The organism is Klebsiella sp. 1SOBk10mer (assembly GCF_046602535.1).
Taxonomy (GTDB): Bacteria; Pseudomonadota; Gammaproteobacteria; order Enterobacterales; family Enterobacteriaceae; genus Klebsiella; species Klebsiella quasipneumoniae.
This window is the reverse complement of the sequence record NZ_JBKIUP010000002.1, coordinates 202,145-221,542: the sequence shown is the minus strand read 5'-3', so window position 1 is coordinate 221,542 and position 19,398 is coordinate 202,145. Positions and strand designations below refer to the sequence as shown.

At 58.0% G+C, this 19,398-nt stretch carries 21 protein-coding genes and 1 riboswitch; of the genes, 9 read left to right on the top strand and 12 right to left on the bottom strand.

The annotated features are described in order from the left end of the window. Nucleotide 1: 1 nt before the first annotated feature. From pmrA to yvcK, 3 genes are all read right to left on the bottom strand, one after another. Nucleotides 2-673, bottom strand: coding sequence for a two-component system response regulator PmrA (gene pmrA, locus ACLH1I_RS06790; protein ID WP_004886130.1), 672 nt, complete (start codon nt 671-673; stop codon nt 2-4). After that, on the bottom strand, nt 673-2,313 hold the full coding sequence (eptA, locus tag ACLH1I_RS06785) for a phosphoethanolamine transferase EptA (RefSeq protein WP_004886132.1): 1,641 nt from the start codon (nt 2,311-2,313) through the stop codon (nt 673-675). The genes pmrA and eptA overlap by 1 nt, the downstream gene beginning before the upstream one ends. 103 nt (nt 2,314-2,416) lie before the next feature. Then, on the bottom strand, nt 2,417-3,322 hold the full coding sequence (gene yvcK, locus ACLH1I_RS06780) for a uridine diphosphate-N-acetylglucosamine-binding protein YvcK (protein ID WP_004886135.1): 906 nt from the start codon (nt 3,320-3,322) through the stop codon (nt 2,417-2,419). Nucleotides 3,323-3,530: 208 nt separating this feature from the next. Beyond that, nucleotides 3,531-3,669: riboswitch (molybdenum cofactor riboswitch) on the top strand. On the opposite strand from yvcK, the gene moaA reads away from it, so the two are divergent. The 6 genes from moaA to ACLH1I_RS06750 all read left to right on the top strand — a co-directional run bounded on the left by moaA (nt 3,657) and on the right by ACLH1I_RS06750 (nt 7,119). Next, entirely contained in the window at nt 3,657-4,646 is a 990-nt protein-coding gene (gene moaA, locus ACLH1I_RS06775) for a GTP 3',8-cyclase MoaA (protein ID WP_017900173.1), read from the top strand. It overlaps the preceding riboswitch by 13 nt. Nucleotides 4,647-4,669: 23 nt before the next feature. Next, nucleotides 4,670-5,182 carry a molybdenum cofactor biosynthesis protein B gene (moaB, locus tag ACLH1I_RS06770; protein WP_004886139.1) on the top strand — a complete coding sequence of 171 codons (513 nt, stop codon included), beginning with the start codon at nt 4,670-4,672 and terminating at the stop codon, nt 5,180-5,182. A gap of 3 nt (nt 5,183-5,185) precedes the next feature. Further along, nucleotides 5,186-5,674 carry a cyclic pyranopterin monophosphate synthase MoaC gene (moaC, locus tag ACLH1I_RS06765; RefSeq protein WP_004886142.1) on the top strand — a complete coding sequence of 163 codons (489 nt, stop codon included), beginning with the start codon at nt 5,186-5,188 and terminating at the stop codon, nt 5,672-5,674. Then, nucleotides 5,667-5,915: a molybdopterin synthase sulfur carrier subunit gene (moaD, locus tag ACLH1I_RS06760; RefSeq protein ID WP_004886145.1), complete on the top strand. Its 249-nt coding sequence runs from the start codon at nt 5,667-5,669 to the stop codon at nt 5,913-5,915. The genes moaC and moaD overlap by 8 nt, the downstream gene beginning before the upstream one ends. 1 nt (nt 5,916) lies before the next feature. Next, nucleotides 5,917-6,369: a molybdopterin synthase catalytic subunit MoaE gene (gene moaE, locus ACLH1I_RS06755; RefSeq protein WP_004886150.1), complete on the top strand. Its 453-nt coding sequence runs from the start codon at nt 5,917-5,919 to the stop codon at nt 6,367-6,369. 45 nt (nt 6,370-6,414) lie between these two features. Continuing rightward, complete coding sequence (locus ACLH1I_RS06750) at nt 6,415-7,119, top strand: Bax inhibitor-1 family protein (protein WP_057214080.1); 705 nt, start codon at nt 6,415-6,417, stop codon at nt 7,117-7,119. 298 nt (nt 7,120-7,417) lie between these two features. On the opposite strand, the gene ACLH1I_RS06745 is transcribed toward ACLH1I_RS06750, so the two are convergent. The 3 genes from ACLH1I_RS06745 to ACLH1I_RS06735 are packed head-to-tail and all read right to left on the bottom strand — an operon-like array spanning nt 7,418 to nt 10,382. Continuing rightward, entirely contained in the window at nt 7,418-8,383 is a 966-nt protein-coding gene (locus tag ACLH1I_RS06745) for a YbhN family protein (protein WP_017900169.1), read from the bottom strand. After that, complete coding sequence (clsB, locus tag ACLH1I_RS06740; RefSeq protein ID WP_004886156.1) at nt 8,380-9,624, bottom strand: cardiolipin synthase ClsB; 1,245 nt, start codon at nt 9,622-9,624, stop codon at nt 8,380-8,382. The genes ACLH1I_RS06745 and clsB overlap by 4 nt, the downstream gene beginning before the upstream one ends. Further along, entirely contained in the window at nt 9,621-10,382 is a 762-nt protein-coding gene (locus tag ACLH1I_RS06735) for an endonuclease/exonuclease/phosphatase family protein (protein WP_017900168.1), read from the bottom strand. Before ACLH1I_RS06735 ends, clsB begins: the two co-directional genes overlap by 4 nt. 131 nt (nt 10,383-10,513) lie before the next feature. Between ACLH1I_RS06735 and ACLH1I_RS06730 the strand changes: the two genes are divergently transcribed. After that, nucleotides 10,514-10,924 carry a YbhQ family protein gene (locus ACLH1I_RS06730; protein WP_012542390.1) on the top strand — a complete coding sequence of 137 codons (411 nt, stop codon included), beginning with the start codon at nt 10,514-10,516 and terminating at the stop codon, nt 10,922-10,924. On the opposite strand, the gene ACLH1I_RS06725 is transcribed toward ACLH1I_RS06730, so the two are convergent. From ACLH1I_RS06725 to ACLH1I_RS06700, 6 genes are all read right to left on the bottom strand, one after another. Continuing rightward, nucleotides 10,886-11,992 carry an ABC transporter permease gene (locus tag ACLH1I_RS06725; RefSeq protein ID WP_004886162.1) on the bottom strand — a complete coding sequence of 369 codons (1,107 nt, stop codon included), beginning with the start codon at nt 11,990-11,992 and terminating at the stop codon, nt 10,886-10,888. The two genes, ACLH1I_RS06730 and ACLH1I_RS06725, sit on opposite strands and share 39 nt — an antisense overlap. Before the next feature lie 130 nt (nt 11,993-12,122). Further along, nucleotides 12,123-13,256, bottom strand: coding sequence for an ABC transporter permease (locus tag ACLH1I_RS06720; protein WP_004886164.1), 1,134 nt, complete (start codon nt 13,254-13,256; stop codon nt 12,123-12,125). Further along, entirely contained in the window at nt 13,246-14,985 is a 1,740-nt protein-coding gene (locus tag ACLH1I_RS06715) for an ATP-binding cassette domain-containing protein (RefSeq protein WP_004886165.1), read from the bottom strand. Before ACLH1I_RS06715 ends, ACLH1I_RS06720 begins: the two co-directional genes overlap by 11 nt. After that, a complete protein-coding gene (gene hlyD, locus ACLH1I_RS06710) occupies nt 14,978-15,973 on the bottom strand; it encodes a secretion protein HlyD (protein WP_017900166.1) in 996 nt (331 codons plus the stop codon). Before hlyD ends, ACLH1I_RS06715 begins: the two co-directional genes overlap by 8 nt. After that, nucleotides 15,973-16,647, bottom strand: a complete 675-nt coding sequence (cecR, locus tag ACLH1I_RS06705; RefSeq protein WP_085956527.1) for a transcriptional regulator CecR — start codon at nt 16,645-16,647, stop codon at nt 15,973-15,975. The genes hlyD and cecR overlap by 1 nt, the downstream gene beginning before the upstream one ends. A 57-nt stretch (nt 16,648-16,704) precedes the next feature. Further along, complete coding sequence (locus ACLH1I_RS06700; protein ID WP_049004033.1) at nt 16,705-17,628, bottom strand: LysR substrate-binding domain-containing protein; 924 nt, start codon at nt 17,626-17,628, stop codon at nt 16,705-16,707. Here ACLH1I_RS06700 and ACLH1I_RS06695 point away from each other — a divergent pair. Further along, complete coding sequence (locus ACLH1I_RS06695; protein ID WP_032431308.1) at nt 17,620-17,757, top strand: hypothetical protein; 138 nt, start codon at nt 17,620-17,622, stop codon at nt 17,755-17,757. The genes ACLH1I_RS06700 and ACLH1I_RS06695 overlap by 9 nt on opposite strands. Nucleotides 17,758-18,045: 288 nt before the next feature. Continuing rightward, nucleotides 18,046-19,380 carry an MFS transporter gene (locus ACLH1I_RS06690; RefSeq protein WP_017900163.1) on the top strand — a complete coding sequence of 445 codons (1,335 nt, stop codon included), beginning with the start codon at nt 18,046-18,048 and terminating at the stop codon, nt 19,378-19,380. Nucleotides 19,381-19,398: the final 18 nt, after the last annotated feature.

The following is a 19,398-nucleotide window of genomic DNA, read 5'->3' as shown; positions in this document are numbered from 1 at the left end:
TCTATTCCGTATCGATGTGGTTAGCCAGCATATAGCCGAAGCCCCTGACGGTGCGGATCCGCGATTTGCCAATCTTATCGCGCAGGTTATGGATATGCACTTCCAGGGTATTGGTCGCTGGCTCATTGTCCCAGCTGTAGATATCGTTGTAGAGGATCTCACGATGTACCGGGCTGCCGGCTTTCATCATCAGCCGCGACAGCAGGGCATACTCCTTCGGCGTCAGATCCAGCGCCGTCTCACCGAGCCACACCTGACGGCGGGTGACGTTGAGGCGCAGATCGCCGACGCTGATTTCGTTATCGCCCTGATTATTATGCCGACGGAGCAGGGCGCGAATGCGCGCGTTTAGCTCTTCCAGGGCAAAGGGTTTCACCAGATAGTCATCCGCGCCGGTGTCGAGACCGCTAATGCGATCCTCAAGGGTATCGCGGGCGGTGAGGATCAGCACCGGCTGGGTCATTTTCTCCCGCCGCATACGGGCGAGAAAATGTAGGCCGTCTTCGTCCGGCAGGCCGAGGTCGAGTACGATCAGGCTGTAGTGATTGCTGGCCAGCGACAGCGCCGCTTCGTGCGCCGTGGAGACGCCGTCGCACACGTATCCTTCACTTTGCATCGCCAGTATCAACCCCTGCAACAGCAGCGCATCGTCTTCAATGACTAAGATTTTCATCAACCAGCCTCTCTACATGGCGTTAAAATATCATCTGCCGCCTGGTACTCGTGGGTGCTGACGCCGAGCAGGCCGAGCAGGGTGGAGAACAGATTATCTTGTGAATAATCCTTCGTCTTAGCCTGTTGTTGCAAACACTGGCTGGAAACACCGTAACGTTGCTGGTAATCCGGCGACAGCCACAGCAGCATGGGCACGTGCTTTTGCGTATCCGGCGCAATGGAGTACGGCAGACCATGCAAATAGACGCCATTTTCGCCCAGCGATTCGCCGTGGTCGGACAAATAAACCAGGCTAGTGGTGAATTTGTCCTGTTTAGATTGCAGTAGTTTTATCGCTTTATCAACGACATAGTCGACATACAGAATGGTGTTATCGTAGGTATTGGTCAACTGTTGTTGCGTACAACTTTGGATTTCATTGGTATCGCAGGTTGGGGTGAATTTTTTGAACTCAGCCGGATAGCGATTGTAATAGGTTGGGCCGTGGCTGCCGATGGTATGCAGCACAATAATGCCATCCTGTTGCAGGTTATCGATATAGCTGTCGAGATTATGGAACAGCACGTCGTCGTAGCACTCGCCGTCGATGCACTGTCCGGTTAGCTTCAGATCGGTCACGTTCTGATGCGGTACCCGATCGCATGCCCCCTTGCAGCCGCCATCGTTGTCGTTCCACAGCACCTGGATGCCGGCGCGCTGCAGAATATCCAGGACGCCTTCCTGGTGATGGGCCAGCTCTTCGTCATAGCGCGCGCGCGGCATATTGGAGAACATGCAGGGCACGGAAACCGCAGTTGCTGTGCCGCAGGAGGTGGTTTTCGGGAAGTACACCACGTTGTCCTGTTGCAGGCGCGGGTTAGTCTCCCGATCGTAGCCGCCCAGTGAGAAGTTATCCGCTCGCGAAGTCTCGCCGAGCACCACAATCGTCAGGTTCTTACGGGGACCGTTATGCATCACCGGTTTCTGCGTGGCATCTTCGCCAATCTTCACCAGCGGCAGGTTGTCCATGCGATGGTGCGCATACCAGGAGTTCAGCGCCACAATGCTGTTGGAGGGGCTCAGGGATTTCACCAGCTCTTTGTTGTTACGGAACACCGAGGCGTAATCTTTGTAGAACAGCGCGGCCACCAGAATTATCAGTAGTGCCGAAACGGCGATATTGAGCAGACGCATCGCCGCGCCGCGCCAGAAAGAGGCAGGTTTACGAACTTTAATCCACCAGGCCACCAGAACCATCAACAGGCCGGAAACTCCAAGCACGATGACCATTTTCGTCGACAACAGAGCGAAGCTTTCCGCCGGTGTGGTATCGAAGATATTGGCGATCATCGAACGGTCAATCACCACGCCGAAGGACCAGATAAAGTACTGAGCCGAAGCGCTGAGTAGAATAAAAAGGCTAATCACCAGCCGGTCCAGCTTCAGGAACGAGGCGAGGGTGGTGAGGATATTCATCACGCAAATGGCCACGATTGGCATACTGAGGAATACCAGCCAGTTATGCAGGCTATTTACCGGCAGTAGCGGGAAAACCTGGCGATAAAAAGCCAGGTTGAGAAAGATACCGATATAGCAAGCAAAGAGAATCAGATACGTTGTGCGGCTGAGAACGGGCCGACGCAGAGGCAATAAAGACATAACACCTACCTACAGAAAGAGATATGGGTATAATGCCAGCTCTGTTTTAAGACAACCTTAAGATTTTAAGGTGCGCCGAAAGCCGATCCTCCGGCGCGCAGGATCAGCCCGGCAGCTGGAGCGCTTTCTCCAGCGCCCCTCGCAGCAGCGCCCGGTCATGGCGATAGGGAACGTCGCTGGCTTCCAGCGGCGTCTGAATTACCAGCCGGTTGTCGATGCCGCTGATATCGGCTTTTGGGCCGGCGATGACCGCATCCACCACCCGCTTGCCCACATAGCGCTCCATAATCGCGATGCGCTCCGCCAGCGACAGCCTCGCGGCCGGGCTGTGCTCTTTGCCGAGGTTATCGATAAACACCATCGGCGCCGGAGTGCGACGCAGCGCCTGGGCCATCTCGTCAAGCAGCAGGATTGGCAGCAGGCTGGTATAGAAACTGCCCGGGCCGATAAGGATCAGATCGGCTTCGGCGATGGCCTCCACCGCCTCACGGGTGGCCGGTACCGGCGGGGTGAGCATCAGCTCCTGCGGCACGCTATCGAGCTGATCGATATTGACTTCACCGTAAACTTCATGGCCTTCATGATCGAGCGCCATCAAATCCACCGGTTGTTCCGACATCGGAATAAGAAAAGCGTCCACTTTGAGCAGGTTTCTGATCAAATTGATCGCTTCCAACGGCCGCACGCTGAGGTGATCCAGCGCCTTTAACATCAGATTTCCCAGGTTATGGCCGGAAAGCTCGCCATTGCCGCTAAAACGGTACTCAAACATCGCCGACGCCACGCTCGGCTCGGCGATTAACTGATTGATGCAGTTGCGCATATCGCCCCAGGCAATGCCGCCTTCCGAGCGGCGGATCCGCCCGGTGGATCCCCCGTTGTCGGTGGTGGTCACAATGCCAGTCAGCCGTGAGCCCAGCGAGGAGAGGGAGGACATTACCCGACCCAGACCATGCCCGCCGCCGAGCGCCACCACCCGATCCAGGTCAGCGAATGTACGATTGCGCATAGAAATTCCTTATTTCACATAAACGGCCACACACTACCCGATCTACCCCTAAAAGACGATGGGAGGAGCCCGACAAACTGACCGATATCAAGGCAAAAAGATGATTTATGGCTATTCTGTAGCGAAAATGCACGAAGGTAGCGATATATACAAGAATATATAGCGAAATCGCAAATGGCGAAACCGTCTGGAACGCGCTACTATCGGCATAACCTGTTAACACTCTAGCCTCTTCGCCTGTGTCAAAAGATATGGCGGTTTGGCCGCGACGCCGCCGGTTGTCGCCAGGGCGTGGGAAGAAATGACCGCGTCTCCCGTATTTGGAAAGGTGTATATGGCCTCACAGCTTACCGATGCATTCGCGCGTAAGTTTTATTACCTGCGTCTGTCGATTACCGATGTGTGCAATTTCCGTTGCACCTACTGCCTGCCGGATGGCTACAAGCCCGGCGCCGTCAATAACAACGGCTTTCTTAGCGTAGACGAAGTGCGCCGGGTCACGCGCGCTTTCTCCGCGCTAGGCACTGAAAAAGTTCGCCTCACCGGTGGGGAACCCTCCCTGCGCCGTGACTTCACCGAGATCATCGCCGCCGTGCGTGAAAACCCGGCGATCCGTCAGATTGCCGTCACCACTAACGGTTATCGCCTGGCGCGCGATGTCGAACGCTGGCGCGATGCCGGGCTGACGGCGATCAACGTCAGCGTCGATAGCCTCGACGCCCGCCAGTTCCATGCCATCACCGGCCAGGATAAATTCCACCAGGTGATGGACGGGATTGACGCCGCCTTCGCCGCGGGCTTTGACAAGGTGAAGGTGAATACCGTACTGATGCGCGATGTTAATCATCATCAGCTTGATACCTTCCTCGCCTGGATCCAGCCGCGTCGTATTCAGCTGCGTTTTATTGAGCTGATGGAAACCGGCGAGGGCAGCGACCTGTTCCGCCGTCACCATCTCTCCGGCATGGTGTTGCGCGACGAGCTGCTGCGTCGCGGCTGGATCCACCAGATCCGCCAGCGCAGCGATGGTCCGGCGCAGGTCTTTTGTCATCCGGACTACGCCGGCGAGATCGGCCTCATCATGCCGTACGAAAAAGACTTCTGCGCCACCTGCAACCGTCTGCGCGTCTCCTCCGTCGGCAAATTGCACCTGTGCCTGTTTGGCGAAGGCGGCGTCGACCTGCGCGACCTGATGGCCGATGATCGGCAGCAGGCCGCGCTGGAAGCGCGGATCGCCGAAGCCTTAACCCATAAAAAGCAGACCCATTTCCTGCATCAGGGCAACACCGGTATTACGCAGAACCTGTCCTATATTGGCGGATAATCGTTTTCGAAAGGAGCATTCAGATGAGCCAGGCTAGCGCTGAGTTTATTCCGACCCGTATTGCTATTCTTACCGTTTCCAGTCGTCGCGGCGAAGCGGACGACACTTCCGGCCACTGGCTGCGTGAGGCGGCGCAGGAGGCGGGGCACCATGTCGTCGATAAGGCGATAGTCAAAGAGAACCGCTACGCCATCCGCGCCCAGGTATCGGTGTGGATCGCCAGCGATGAGGTTCAGGTGGTGCTGATCACCGGCGGGACCGGGTTCACCGAAGGGGACCAGGCGCCGGAAGCGCTGCTGCCGCTGTTTGACCGTGAGGTGGAAGGTTTTGGCGAAGTGTTCCGCATGCTGTCGTTCGAAGAGATCGGCACCTCGACGCTGCAGTCCCGGGCCGTGGCCGGCGTCGCTAACCACACGCTGATCTTCGCTATGCCGGGCTCGACGAAAGCCTGCCGCACGGCGTGGGACAACATCATTGCCCCGCAGCTGGATGCCCGCACCCGTCCTTGTAATTTTATTCCTCACCTGAAGAAATAATGTATGTCACAACTGACCCATATTAACGCCGCGGGCGAAGCCCATATGGTGGATGTCTCCGGCAAAGCGGAAACGGTACGCGAAGCGCGCGCCGAGGCTTATGTCGAGATGCAGGCGACAACCCTGGCGATGATTATCGACGGCAGCCATCATAAAGGCGACGTTTTCGCCACGGCGAGGATCGCCGGGATTCAGGCGGCCAAGCGCACCTGGGAGCTGATCCCGCTGTGTCATCCGCTGATGCTCAGCAAAGTGGAAGTCAATTTGCAGGCGCAGCCGGAACATAACCGGGTGCGCATCGAATCGCTCTGCCGCCTGACCGGCAAAACCGGCGTCGAGATGGAAGCCCTTACCGCCGCCTCGGTTGCCGCGCTGACCATTTACGATATGTGCAAGGCGGTGCAGAAGGATATGGTGATTGGCCCGGTGCGCCTGCTGGCGAAAAGCGGCGGCAAGTCCGGCGATTTTAAGGTGGACGAACGCCATGATTAAGGTTCTGTTTTTTGCCCAGGTGCGCGAGCTGGTGGGTACTGATTCGCTGACTCTCGACGCCAGCGAGCTGGCCACCGTTGAGGCTGTGCGTCAGCAGCTTGCCGCTCGCGGCGATCGCTGGGCGCTGGCCCTGGAGGAGGGCAAGCTGCTGGCGGCGGTTAACCAGACGCTGACCGCCTTTGACCATCCTGTCGCCAGCGGGGATGAAGTGGCGTTCTTCCCACCGGTCACCGGGGGCTGACATGACGCAAACTCGTATCGTCGTTAGCCCGGCGCGCTTTAGCGTTGGCGAGGAGTATCTCTGGCTGGCCGAACGCGATGAAGACGGCGCGGTGGTTACCTTCACCGGCAAAGTGCGCAATCACAACCTCGGCGACAGCGTGAAAGCGCTGACTCTTGAGCACTATCCGGGGATGACCGAGAAATCGCTGGCGGAGATTGTCGACCAGGCGCGCGAGCGCTGGCCGCTGGGCCGGGTGACCATTATCCATCGCATCGGCGAAATGTGGCCGGGGGAAGAGATTGTGTTTGTCGGCGTCACCAGCGCCCACCGCGGCAGCGCCTTCGCCGCCGGCGAGTTTATGATGGACTACCTGAAAACCCGCGCGCCGTTCTGGAAACGCGAGGCGACACCGGAGGGCGAGCGCTGGGTCGATGCCCGCGACAGCGATCGTCAGGCGGCAGAGCGCTGGTAGTGTGATACGCTTACAGAGTGAAACTTTGTTAATCAGGAGAGAGTCATGGACAGATATCCGCGTTCCGATTCAATAGTGCAGGGCCGCAGCGGCCTGCAGACTTATATGGCGCAGGTGTACGGCTGGATGACGGTCGGCCTGCTGCTGACGGCGTTTATCGCGTGGTTTGCGGCGAATACCCCGGCGGTGATGATGTTCGTCTTTTCGAGCAAAATCACCTTTTTCGGGCTGATCATCGCCCAGCTGGCGCTGGTGTTTGTGCTGTCGGGGATGGTGCAGCGGCTGAGCCCCGGGATGGCGACCACCCTGTTTATGCTCTATTCGGCGCTCACCGGGTTGACGCTGTCGAGCATTTTTATCGCCTACACCTACTCCTCCATCGCCAGCACCTTTGTGGTCACCGGCGGGATGTTCGGGGCGATGAGTCTGTACGGATACACCACCAAGCGCGACCTGAGCGGCTTCGGCAGCATGCTGTTTATGGGGCTGATTGGCATCGTGTTGGCGTCGCTGGTTAACCTGTGGCTGAAGAGCGAGGCGCTGATGTGGGCCGTGACCTACATCGGGGTGGTGCTGTTTGTCGGCCTGACCGCCTACGATACCCAGAAGCTGAAAAACATCGGCGAGCAGATTGATACCCGCGACAGTGCCAATCTGCGTAAATACTCGATCCTCGGCGCCTTAACGCTGTATCTGGATTTCATCAACCTGTTCCTGATGCTGTTGCGTATTATGGGCAACCGCCGCTAACCTCTTTATATCAAAAGGTTGCATCCCCTACCGCCCGGCAAGCGCAGCGCCGCCGGGCGAGACGTCAGGCGCGGTACCCGTGGTATTGCCGGGTGGCGGCTGCGCCTTACCCGGCCTACAGGCTCCTCTCGCAGGCTCAGACCCCGTTGGTCCGCGCAAGCGCAGCGCCGCCGGGCGAGACGTCAGGCACGGTACCCGTGATATTGCCGGGTGGCGGCTGCGCCTTACCCGGCCTACAGGATCCTTTCACAGGCTCAGACCCAGTAGGTCCGCGCAAGCGCAGCGCCGCCGGGCGATTTCATTCGCGGGCCAGCTTGCGCTGGTTCTTTTGCCGCAACTTTTTCGCCCGACTCTCCAGCAGCAAATAGGCCACCGTCGCTAGCAGCAGCGGCAGGAAATAATAGAGCGCGCGCCAGGCGAGGAGAGCGGCGATGATCGCTCCCTTCGAAATCTCTTCCCCGGAGAGCATGGCGATGAACACCGCCTCCAGCACGCCAATCCCGGCCGGAATGTGGATAATCACCCCGGCGATACTGCTCACCAGCAGTACCCCCAATACAAGGAAATAGTTAATCTCGCTGCCCAACAGCAGCCAGATGATCGCCCCCATCGCCATCCAGTTCGCCGCCGAGACCCCCATCTGCAGCAGCGCGAATCGCCAGGAGGGCAGCACCAGCCGCTGACCTTTGATCGTCAGATGACGGCGTTTGGCGAAGGCGCAGCCAAACAGATAGCACAGCGTGAGAAACAGCATCACTCCGCCGATAATGCGCAGAGTGGTCTGACTGATGTACCAGTGCGGCGGCAGCTTCACCAGATCCGCTGTAAATATCACCCCACCGAGCAGGATATAGCCCAGCCAGTTGGTGGTGATGCTTAATGAAAAAATACGGGTGATGGTGCCGCCGTTGAGCCCCAGCCGCGAGTACAACCGGTAGCGCATGCCGATGCCGCCGACCCAGGTGCTGAGGGTCAGGTTGAAGGCATAGCAGATAAACGACACCAGCATCACCTGGCGTTTCGCCAGCTTATGCCCACAATAGGCCCGGCCAAGCAGATCGTAGCAGCCGTAGATCAGATAGCTGACGATGACCAGCGCAATGGCGCTGAACAAGGCCAGCCGATCATAGCCGCGGATCACCTTCCATACTTCCTGCCAGTCGACCTTCTGCGCGTAAATCACCAGCAGGACGATCACGGCGATAAAAAAGAGTACGGTCAGCACTCTTTTTGCCATCCGCCAGCGAGGGTGCGATTTGCTCATAGTGGATTATCCCTGGTAGGTGACTCGACGCGATCCTGAGTTTCAATCTCCGGCTGCACCGGCGGGCTGACCCTGGCCAGCCGCGGAGTATGGGCCGGCAGCCAGCCGACCCACGCCGGAAAGTGGCGCAGAAAGTGGAAGGCCATCACGCTCACCCCCAGCCGCCACCAGTTGCGTTTCGGCAGCATCGTTTTATCGATCCGCTGACAATCCCGGGCGATAAGCCCGTTAAGATTATCGCGCAGCGTCTGGTTAAACACCCGGTCGTGGATGATCAGATTGGCTTCCAGATTCAACGACAGGCTGAGCGGATCGAGGTTGCTCGACCCGACGGTGGCCCAGTGGTCGTCCGCGAGGGCGACTTTGCCATGCAGCGGACGGCGGCGATATTCGTAGATCTGCACGCCGCCTTTGACGAGGTAGTGGTAGAGCAGGTGGGCGCCGAACTTCACAATCGGAATATCCGGTTCGCCCTGGACGATCAGCTTCACCCGCACCCCGCGCCGCGCGGCATTGCGCATCGCATGCAACAGACGGTAGCCGGGGAAAAAATAGGCGTTCGCGATTATCACCTCCCGGCGGGCGCTGGTCAGCATCTTCAGGTAGTGGCGTTCGATATCGTCGCGGTGATCCTGGTTATCGCGCCAGACGAACAGCGCCTGCGCCTCGCCGGGGGTCTGGTTGATCTCCGGCTGATGGCGACGACGGCGCCACCAGCGGCGGGCGGTTTCGCTGTTGGGCAGATTCTCCAGTTCGAACTGCAGAATATCGAGCACCACCGGCCCTTCGACCTGCACCGTGTAATCCTGTTTGGCCTCCGGGCCATAGTCGCTCATATGTTCGGCGGAGTAGTTGATGCCGCCGACAAAGGCGGTGGTGTCGTCGATCACCACGATTTTACGGTGCATGCGACGGAACAGGTTGGTACGCATTCCCATCAGCTTAGGGCGCGGGTCGTAATAGCGGAAAATCACCCCCGCGGCGGTCAGTTCACCGACAAACTCATCGCTAAGATCCGGCGAGCCGTAGCCGTCAAGCAGCACTTCCACCTGGATGCCGCGGCGGGCTGCCTTCAGCAGAACCGCGTGCAGCCGCCAGCCGACCTCATCTTCAAACCAGATAAAGGATTCGAGGATCACCCGCCGGCTGGCGCGACCGATGGCCGCAAACAGCGCCGGGTAATACTGGTCGCCGTTCTCCAGTAGCGTAATGCGGTTGCCTTCCTGCCAACGACATTTCACAAATGAATCTCCACGCTAAGGGGTGCATGATCGGACAGATGCCGCCACTGTTTGAGGGCCAGCGCCTTCGGGCGGCTGGCGTGGGCGTTCTTGACGTAAATGCGATCGAGGCGCAGCAGCGGAAAACTGACCGGAAAGGTGCGCGCCGGCCGTCCGCGGGCGCGGGTAAAGATCTCTTCCAGCCCTGCCTGGACCTTTAACGGCTGGTTAGCCTGCTGACGCCAGTCGTTAAAATCTCCGGCCACCACCACCGGCTCGCCGGCGGGCAGGGTATTGACCCACTCCGCCAGCATCGCCAGCTGCGCCTGCCGCTGGTCGGCACGCAGTCCGAGATGGACGCAAATGACGTGAATCGTAACGCCGCTCTGCGGCGGTACGATGCGGCAGTACAGCAGGCCGCGTTTCTCCCCGTTGCCGACCGAGATATCGCGATTTTCATAGTATTCAATCGGGAAGCGCGACAGCACGGCATTCCCGTGGTGACCTTCCGGATAGACCGCGTTGCGCCCATAGGCGTAGTCGCTCCACATAGTGTCGGCAAGAAATTCGTAATGGGTCTTATCTGGCCAGTTTTCGATATGCAGCGGGTGAACTTCGTGAGCGCCCATCACTTCCTGCAGGCAAACTATGTCAGCGCTGACGCTGCGAACGGCTTCGCGCAGCTCGGGCAAAATAAAACGCCGATTAAACGCCGTAAAGCCTTTATGGGTGTTAATTGTCAGCACGTTCAACGAAAATCCCGACGTTGGCTCAGCCATAATTCTCCAGTAAATGTCACTTTCCTGAATAAAATAGTGTAGTAGACGTCACAAAAAGATGCGGTGATACGGAATTTTCCGTAAAGTGCGGTACTCTGAGTAGCAGAGAAAAATCCTTCAGGAGAGAAGCCATGAAGTGGCAACAACGTGTACGCGTCGCAACAGGTCTTAGTTGCTGGCAGATTATGTTGCATCTACTGGTCGTGGCAGTGCTGGTGATGGGATGGATGAGCGGCGCGCTGGTGCGCGTCGGATTAGGGCTGTGCGTCCTCTACAGCGTCACGCTGCTGGCGATGCTGTTTCTGCAGCGTCACCATGAGGCGCGCTGGCGCGATGTGGGAGACTTCCTTGAGGAGCTCACCACCACCTGGTACTTCGGCGCCGCCATGATAGCGCTGTGGTTGCTGTCGCGCGTGCTGCACAACAACCTGCTGCTGGCCCTCGCCGGGCTGGTGATACTGGCAGGCCCGGCGGTGGTCTCGCTGCTGGCGAAAGATAAAAAATTACGCAATCTTTCTTCGGAACATCGCATACGCCGCTGAGCCGGTGGTGGCCGCTATGACCAGTAGCGGCCACAAACTTCCCCACACAATCTCCAGACTCGCATCCTTCAAATAAATTTGCTTGGTGATATCGGTAAAGTGGCGGATCGGGTTTATCCACGTCAGATCCTGCAGCCACTGCGGCATGTTTTCCACCGGTGAAACATAGCCGGAGAGAAGAATCGCCGGCATCATAAAGACGAACACGCCAATAAACGCCTGCTGTTGCGTTGAACATAGCGATGAGATCAATAAGCCAAATCCCACCAGCGACAGACCGTAAATCACCATGGTGAAATAGAACAGCAGCAGCGAGCCGGCAAAAGGGATCTGATAGGCCCAGATACCAATCGCCAGCACGATAGTCGCCTGCAGGGTGGCGACGATCAGCGCCGGTACCGCTTTACCGACAAAGATTTGCCAGGTGGCGAGGGGCGAGACCAGCAGCTGATCGAGGGTGCCCTGCTCGCGCTCGCGGGCCACCGACAGCGAGGTGACGATCATCACTCCGATGGTGGTGATCATGGCGATGAGCGACGGCACCACGAACCATTTGTAGTCGAGATTCGGGTTATACCAGTTGCGCACCACCAGTTCGCTGTTGTTCGGCTTCGCTTTGTCCTCCAGCAGTTCCTGCTGATAATTTTTCACGACCTGTTGCAGATAGTTGGCGGCGATTTGCGCGCTGTTGGAGTTGCGCCCGTCGAGCAGGAGCTGCAGCGGGGCGGTTTGATAGTTGTCGAGGTTGCGAGAGAAATCCGCCGGGAAGCGCACCACCAGCAGGGCTTTTTGTTCATCGATGGTCGGCTGGATCGCCTGCGGGCTTTTCAGCAGCAGAACGTGGGTAAAGGCTTTGGCGCGGGCGAAGCGCTGAGTGAGTTCCACCGCGTGGCGACCGCTGTCTTCGTTGTAGATGGCGATGGTGGCGTTGGTCACCTCCAGCGTCGCGGCAAAGGGAAACAGCAGCACCTGAATCAGCACCGGCATGATTAAAATTGCCCGCGTCTGTGGTTCGCGCAGCAGCGACTGCAGCTCTTTGCGAATCAATGTCCATAAACGGTGAAACATAATAGCTCCTTTGGCCCATTCAACAACGCCGGGCGGCACTGCGTTTGCCCGGCCTGGGAGGATCGGCGAACCGTATAATCGATGTTGGTTAAACCGTAGGCCCGGTCAGCACAGCGCCACCGGGCAAAACCTAATCCAGACGCCGCTTGGTTTTCAACCATGTCAGACCGATAAACATCACCGCCGAAGCAATCAAAAACAGCACATTCACCAGCAGTACCACCGGAATATTGCCCGCCAGAAACAGGCTTTGCAGGGTGTTGACGAAATAGCGCGCCGGGATCACGTAGGTCACGGCGCGGATCACCGCCGGCATACTATCTATCTGGAAAATAAACCCGGACAGCATAATCGACGGTAAAAACGCGGCGTTCAGCGCCACCTGCGCGGCGTTAAACTGGTTGCGGGTAATGGTTGAGATAAGCAGCCCCATCCCCAGGGTGCTGAGCAAAAACAGACTGGTGATGACAAACAGGATCGGCAGCGAACCGCGATAGGGCACGCCGAGAATAAATACTGACACCAGCATACACAGCAGCATCGCCAGCATGCCGAGGAAGTAGTAGGGAATGAGCTTGCACAGCAGCAGTTCGGCGCGGGTGATCTCCGTCGACAGTAGCGCCTCCATGGTGCCGCGCTCCCATTCCCGCGCCACCACCAGCGAGGTCAGTATCGCGCCGACTACGGTCATGATAATGGTGATCGCCCCGGGGATAATAAAGTGCTGGCTGATAGCCGCCGGGTTAAACCAGTAGCGCATCTGCACGTCGATCAGCGGTTCAAAGGTCTCGCCGCGATCTTCCGCCCGCTGCTGCTGCCAGATCTGCCAGATCCCCTCCACGTAGCCCTGGGCGAAGTTAGCGGTATTGGGCTCGCTGCCGTCGGTGATGAGCTGGAGCGGCGCGCTGGCGCCGGGGCGGGCCATCTGGCGGTCGAAGTCCACCGGAATGACCACCATGGCGCGGATGCGACCGGCCTGCATCAGCTGAATTAACTGCTGGCGATTATCGCTGACGGTGGCGTCGATGTAGGGTGAGCCGGTCATGGTATGGACGAAATCCAGCGCCTCTTCGCTCTGCTGCTCCAGCAGAACCCCCACCCGCAGCTTGCTGGAGTCGAGGTTAATGCCGTAGCCGAAGATAAACAGCAGCAATAGCGGGATCACCACCGCAATCAGCCAGCTGCTGGGATCGCGGACGATCTGCCGGGTCTCTTTCACGCACAGGGCGCGGACCCGTCGCCAGGAGAGAAGGTTACTGCTCATGGCCATTCTCCTTATCCCAACGGTTAATCAGGGTAATAAACGCCTGCTCCATGGTCGGGTCCGTCTGGTTGTCATCCGCCGCCTGGGCCTTCAGCGCGTCCGGGGTGCCGCTGGCGATAAGCTTGCCGTGATAGACCAGCCCAATGCGGTCGCAATACTCCGCCTCATCCATAAAGTGAGTGGTGACCATCACCGTCACCCCTTTATCCACCATGCTGTTGATATGCAACCAGAATTCGCGACGAGTGAGGGGATCGACCCCGGAGGTGGGTTCGTCGAGAAACAGAATGTCTGGCTCATGCATCAGCGAGCAGGCCAACGCCAGCCGCTGCTTATAGCCGAGCGGCAGCTCGTCGGCGGCGTGGCGGGCAATGCTGTTCAGACCGAAGGCATCGCTCATGCGGGCGATTTTGTCATTTTGCGCCCGACCGCGCAGGCCGTAGACGCCGGAGAAAAAGCGCAGGTTCTGCTCGACGCTGAGGTTGCCGTACAGCGAAAATTTTTGCGCCATATAGCCCAGATGCTGACGCGCCTTGCCGGAGCTGACCTTAAGATCCATCCCCAGCACCAGCGCTTTGCCGGAGGTGGGCACCAGCAGGCCGCACATCATTTTGAAGGTGGTGGATTTACCGGCGCCGTTGGGGCCGAGCAGGCCGAAGATCTCGCCGCGCTTGACCTGGAAATCGACGTGGTCGGTGGCGGCGAAATCGCCAAATTTTTTCGTCAGCGACTGCGCCTCAATCACCGTTTCGTCTTTACTGCCGTCAACGCGATGGATAATCGCCCCCAGCGGCGATTCGGCGGTGCCGGCGCCGCCAAGCAGGTCGATAAAGGCGTCTTCAAAGCGCGGCGCGGTGTCGGCCACCTGCAGCGGCGGCATATCGTCATGTTCCTGAACCTCATCGATGCGGGCCTCCTTTTTCAGGATCAGACGCACCGATTTGCCCTGAATCACGCCGTCGCTAACCTGCGGCAGCTTCAGCGCCCGCTGCAGCAGGCGGCGGTTGTTCTCCTGCGGGCTGGAGACCAGAAAGCTGCGCCCGGCCATGGTTTGCGTCAGGGCCGTCGGCTCTCCTTGATAAAGCAATTTGCCTTCGTTCATCAGCAGCACATCGCGACACTGCTCGGCTTCATCGAGATAAGAGGTGCTCCACAGGATCAACATGCCGTCGCCGGCCAGCTCGTGCACCATCTGCCATAGCTCGCGGCGGGAGATCGGGTCGACGCCGACGCCGGGTTCATCCAGCAGCAGCACCTTCGGGTCACCCACAAGGGTACAGGCGAGCCCCAGTTTTTGCTTCATACCGCCGGAGAGCTTGCCCGCCAGCCGTTCGGTGAACGGGCCAAGGGCGGTAAAATCCAGCAGGCGGTCGAAAATTTTCTTCCGTGCCTCGCCGGTGACGCTGCGCAGGTCGGCGTACAGGGTCAGGTTTTCCATCACCGTCAGATCTTCATACAGGCCGAACTTCTGCGGCATATAGCCGAGCACCGCGTGCAGAGCGCTGTCGTCTTTTAGCGGATCAAAGCCGATCACCCTGGCGCTGCCCTCATCAGGCTTGAGCAACCCGGCGAGCATCCGCATCAGGGTGGTTTTCCCTGCGCCGTCGGGGCCTACCAGCCCGGTGACGTAGCCGGCGCGGATCGTACAGGTCAGCGGCGCCACCGCTGGCCTGTCCATCCCGGAGAAACGGCGGCTCAGGCCGTTTAAGGCGATGACGGCCTCACTCATGTCCGTTCCCGTGGTTAAAGGAGACGGTCACCGGCATCCCCTGGCGCAGGGCGCCGTCGGCATCGGTCACCACAATACGCAGACGATAAACGAGGTCGGTACGCAGATCCGGCGTTTCAACGGTCTTCGGCGTGAACTCAGCGCTTGGCGAGACAAAGCCGATTTTGCCGTGATAGGGCTTATCCGGCCGGCTGTCGGTATAGAGCAGCACCTCTTGTCCCGGCTGCGCCTGGCCGAGGTTTTTCTCATCAACGTAGGCCCGGACCCATACCGGATGAGTTAATGACAGCGTCAGCACCGTGCTGCCGGCGTTGAGCATGGTGCCGGGCTCGACGGCGCGGGTCATCAGCGTGCCGTCGGAAGGGGCGGTCAGCACCGTATCGTGCAGGTCCAGTTTGGCCTGCGCCAGCGCCGCCTGCGCCTGTTCGAGGCTGGCTTTGGCCTGGGCTATCTCCTGCGGACGGTTGCCGGCGCGGTATTGACGCAGTTTATCCTGCGCTGACTTCAGCGTTGCCTGCGCCTGGTCGCGCGAGGAGCGGGCGTTCTCCAGATCGTTGGCGGAAATGGCGCTGCTGGCGCGTAAACCCAGCTGGCGCTGATAAAAGTTTTGCGCGTAGTCGTAAGCGGCCTGCGCCTGATTTACCGCCGCCGCGGCCTGGGCAATCTCTTCCGAGCGGTAGCCGGCCATCATCAGGTCATACTGCGCCTGGGCGGTGGAGACGTTGGCCTGCGCCTGCAGCAGGGCGTTTTCATAGGGAGCTCGGTCAAGCGCGCCGAGGGTTTGCCCGGCGCGGATGCTGTCGCCTTCGTCGACGGTCAGCGAGGCCAGCCTGCCGCCGACGCGGAAGCTCATATTGACGGTGCGGATATCGACATTGCCATACAGGGTCAGCGGCTGCTGCCGGCTGCTCTGGTACCACCACCAGCCGCCGCCCAGCGCGGCGAGAAGAATCACGATCAGCAGAATGACGACGACGGGTTTTTTCATCAGCCCAAACTCCTTTGCGATAACCCATGCAGGATGAAATCGATATGACAGGTAATGACCTCAAAAATCTGTTCGGTTTTTTGCGCGTCAAACTGCGTCCAGCCGGTGCGCAGCAGGATAGTTTCACGCCCGAGACGGAAAGCGAGCACCTCGCCCAGCAGGGCGTGGGTATGAAGGATCATTTGCGTATCACCGGCATCGCGGCCGGTCCAGGCGGCGATTAGCCGGGTGAGATAGTGGTGCAGGGGGGCGATCACCTGCTGGTGGATCAGATGGTACGCGGCGGTGGGCGCCAACTGTTCCCGGGAAATAAATTTGCTCAAGTTGACCGTATCCTCCTGGGTCAGCAGCAGGATCATGTTATGGCAGGCGCTGAGGATAAGGGCGCGGATCGCCTGGCGATCCGGCGACTCTCCGGCGAGCAGGGCCTCCGCCGCTTCGGCGTGCGGGCGAAAATTGTCACCGATAAAATCGGCGATCCACTGGCCGCAGGCGAGATACAGGTCGTCTTTCGAGCCAAAATAGTAGGTGATAGCGGCGATATTCTGCCCGGCCTGGGCGGCGATGTCGCGGGTGGTGGCGTGCTGGCCGTACTCGCCAAACTGGGCGATAGCGGCCGCGATAAGCTGACTTTTTGCCTGTTCGCCTTTACTGGTCATCGCGCTCTTAAAAATTAATCAATCGATTGATTAACTTTAGGCGTCGACTGGCGCTTTGTCCACCCGCCAGGGCTAAATATGAAAGCCGTCTTCCTCTAGCTCCCCGGCGACCCAGGCGAAGAAGCGCTGGACCTTCTCCTTCTGTTCATTAGCGTGGGGAAGGACGAAGTGGTGCGCGCCGACCGGCATGCTCCGCTCGTCGGCAAACACCGGCGTCAGCTGCCCCTGGCGCACATGGCCGCCGGCCAGCAGATTGCTTTCCAGGATCACCCCCATCCCCATCCGGGCCGCCTCGATGCTCATGTACGACCGGTCGAAATTAAAGATAAAGTTTTTGTGCCAGCCGCGGACCTTGTGCCACGACAGCCAGTTGCTCCAGTTAATTAAGGTGCTGTCGGAATGGATCAGATCGCAGGCCAGCAGATCTTCCGGGGCGCGAACCGCATGGCGGGTTAAATAAGAGGCGGCGCTGTAGGGCAGGACGCACTCATTTTTAATGGTTCTGACCAGCAGCGTCGGCCACTGCGACAGCCCGTGGCGAATATCGATATCAATATTATCCCGGGAAAACTGAATGCTTTCGTAAGAGCAGGTGAGGCTGATTTTCAGCTCCGGCCAGGCCTGACGGAATTTATCCAGCCGCGGCATTAGCCACAGCAGGCCGAAGCTCGGCGCCGAGTGAATGCGTAAATAATCCTGATGAATATCGTTGATCACCTGGCTGGTGGCCTGGCCAATCATATTCAGCGCTCCGGAGACCTCTTTGAGATATTTTTCTCCCACCGCGGTTAACATCACGCCTTTGCTGCTGCGGGAGAACAGTTTTTTTCCCAGCAAGTGCTCCAGACTGGCTATCTGATGGCTGACCGCCGAGGCGGTAATGTTGAGATTCTCTGCCGCCAGGTTGAGGCTGCCGGTCGCGGCGACTTCAATAAAAGCCTGGATATTGCGTAAAGAGGGCATCGGCAGATTTTTATTGGGCAGTGGTTGACTCATGGCGGCATCCTGCGCGGGGCGCGAATAAAAGAAAATGGCGAACAGCGTGGCGCAGCCGTGATGAACAGCCCAGGGAAAAGCGAAAAAACCATTTTAATTTGTGATGGGCTTAACAATTTATCTCGTTAAAAGCACGCCTCTCAGTAAATGCTAAAAATTTGCGGGGAGTCACTAACTCAATTTTTCTCAATCATAATTGAGCTTTTTTGAATACCGTTTCATTTTTGGGTTGTTATATTCCCCTCACAGGCCTGATCACAAACTGCGATGCGCTTGGATCGCAATAATAAAACACCTAACCACCTGTTTCGCTGTGCAAAAAGACATGTCTCTCTTGTTGCGCCGGGGCGCGTGAAACGCGGCGACCCAGACGGCAACCTACGGCGAAGTGGATGAGGTATAAGATGAGGAAACCCTATGTCACGTATAGATACGCTGGTCTGTACTGACGCCAGGAAAACAAAATATCGTTTTGTGGTTTTGACGATGATTTTCCTGGTGTATGCCATCAATTACGCCGACAGAACGAATATCGGCGCGGTACTGCCTTTCATCATTGATGAATTTCATATCAATAATTTTGAGGCCGGAGCGATTGCCAGTATGTTTTTCCTCGGCTATGCGGTCAGCCAGATCCCGGCCGGCTTTTTCATCGCCAGACGCGGCACCCGGGGGCTGGTTTCACTATCCATTTTCGGCTTCTCCGCCTTTACCTGGCTGATGGGCACGGTGAGCTCCGTGTTTGGCCTGAAGCTGGTGCGGCTGGGCTTGGGGCTGAGCGAAGGTCCCTGCCCGGTGGGGCTGGCGTCGACGATAAATAACTGGTTTCCGCCGAAAGAGAAAGCCACAGCAACCGGCGTTTACATCGCGGCGACCATGTTTGCGCCGATTATCGTGCCGCCGCTGGCGGTGTGGATTGCGGTGACCTGGGGCTGGCGGTGGGTCTTTTTCTCCTTTGCCATTCCCGGGATCGTGGCGGCGATAGCGTGGTACCTGTTGGTCAAGTCAAAGCCCGCGGAGAGCGGATTTGTATCTCAAAGCGAACTGGCAGAGATCAACGCCGGGCGCGACAGCCATCATAACGACGGTGTACGCGAAAATATATTAATCGCCGATCGCTTCACCTGGCTGGATAAAATTATTCGGGTGAAAAAAATGGCGCCTGTGAATACGGCGAAGGGCTTATTTACCTCAAAAAATATTCTCGGAGACTGCCTGGCCTATTTTATGATGGTCAGCGTGTTATATGGGTTATTAACCTGGATTCCGCTGTATTTAGTGAAAGAGCGCGGTTTCGATGTGATGAGTATGGGCTTCGTGGCCAGTATGCCGTGCATTGGCGGCTTTATTGGCGCGATTGGCGGCGGATGGATTTCGGATAAATTATTAGGCCGCCGGCGTAAACCAACCATGATATTCACAGCGGTATCAACCGTAGTCATGATGTTAATTATGCTAAATATACCGGCAAGCACCCTGGCGGTCTGTATTGGTTTATTCTTTGTCGGTTTCTGTTTGAATATCGGCTGGCCGGCTTTTACCGCCTACGGTATGGCGGTTTCGGATACGAAAACTTATCCCATTGCCTCTTCTATTATAAATAGCGGCGGTAACCTCGGCGGATTTGTAGCGCCGATGGTGGCCGGTTTCTTACTGGATAAGACGGGGAGCTTTAATTCTGTATTTACCTATTTTGGTATCTGCGCCGCATTGGGTTTGGTGGTGATTCTTTTCCTCGATGAGCCACAATAACGAAAATAGATCCTGTTA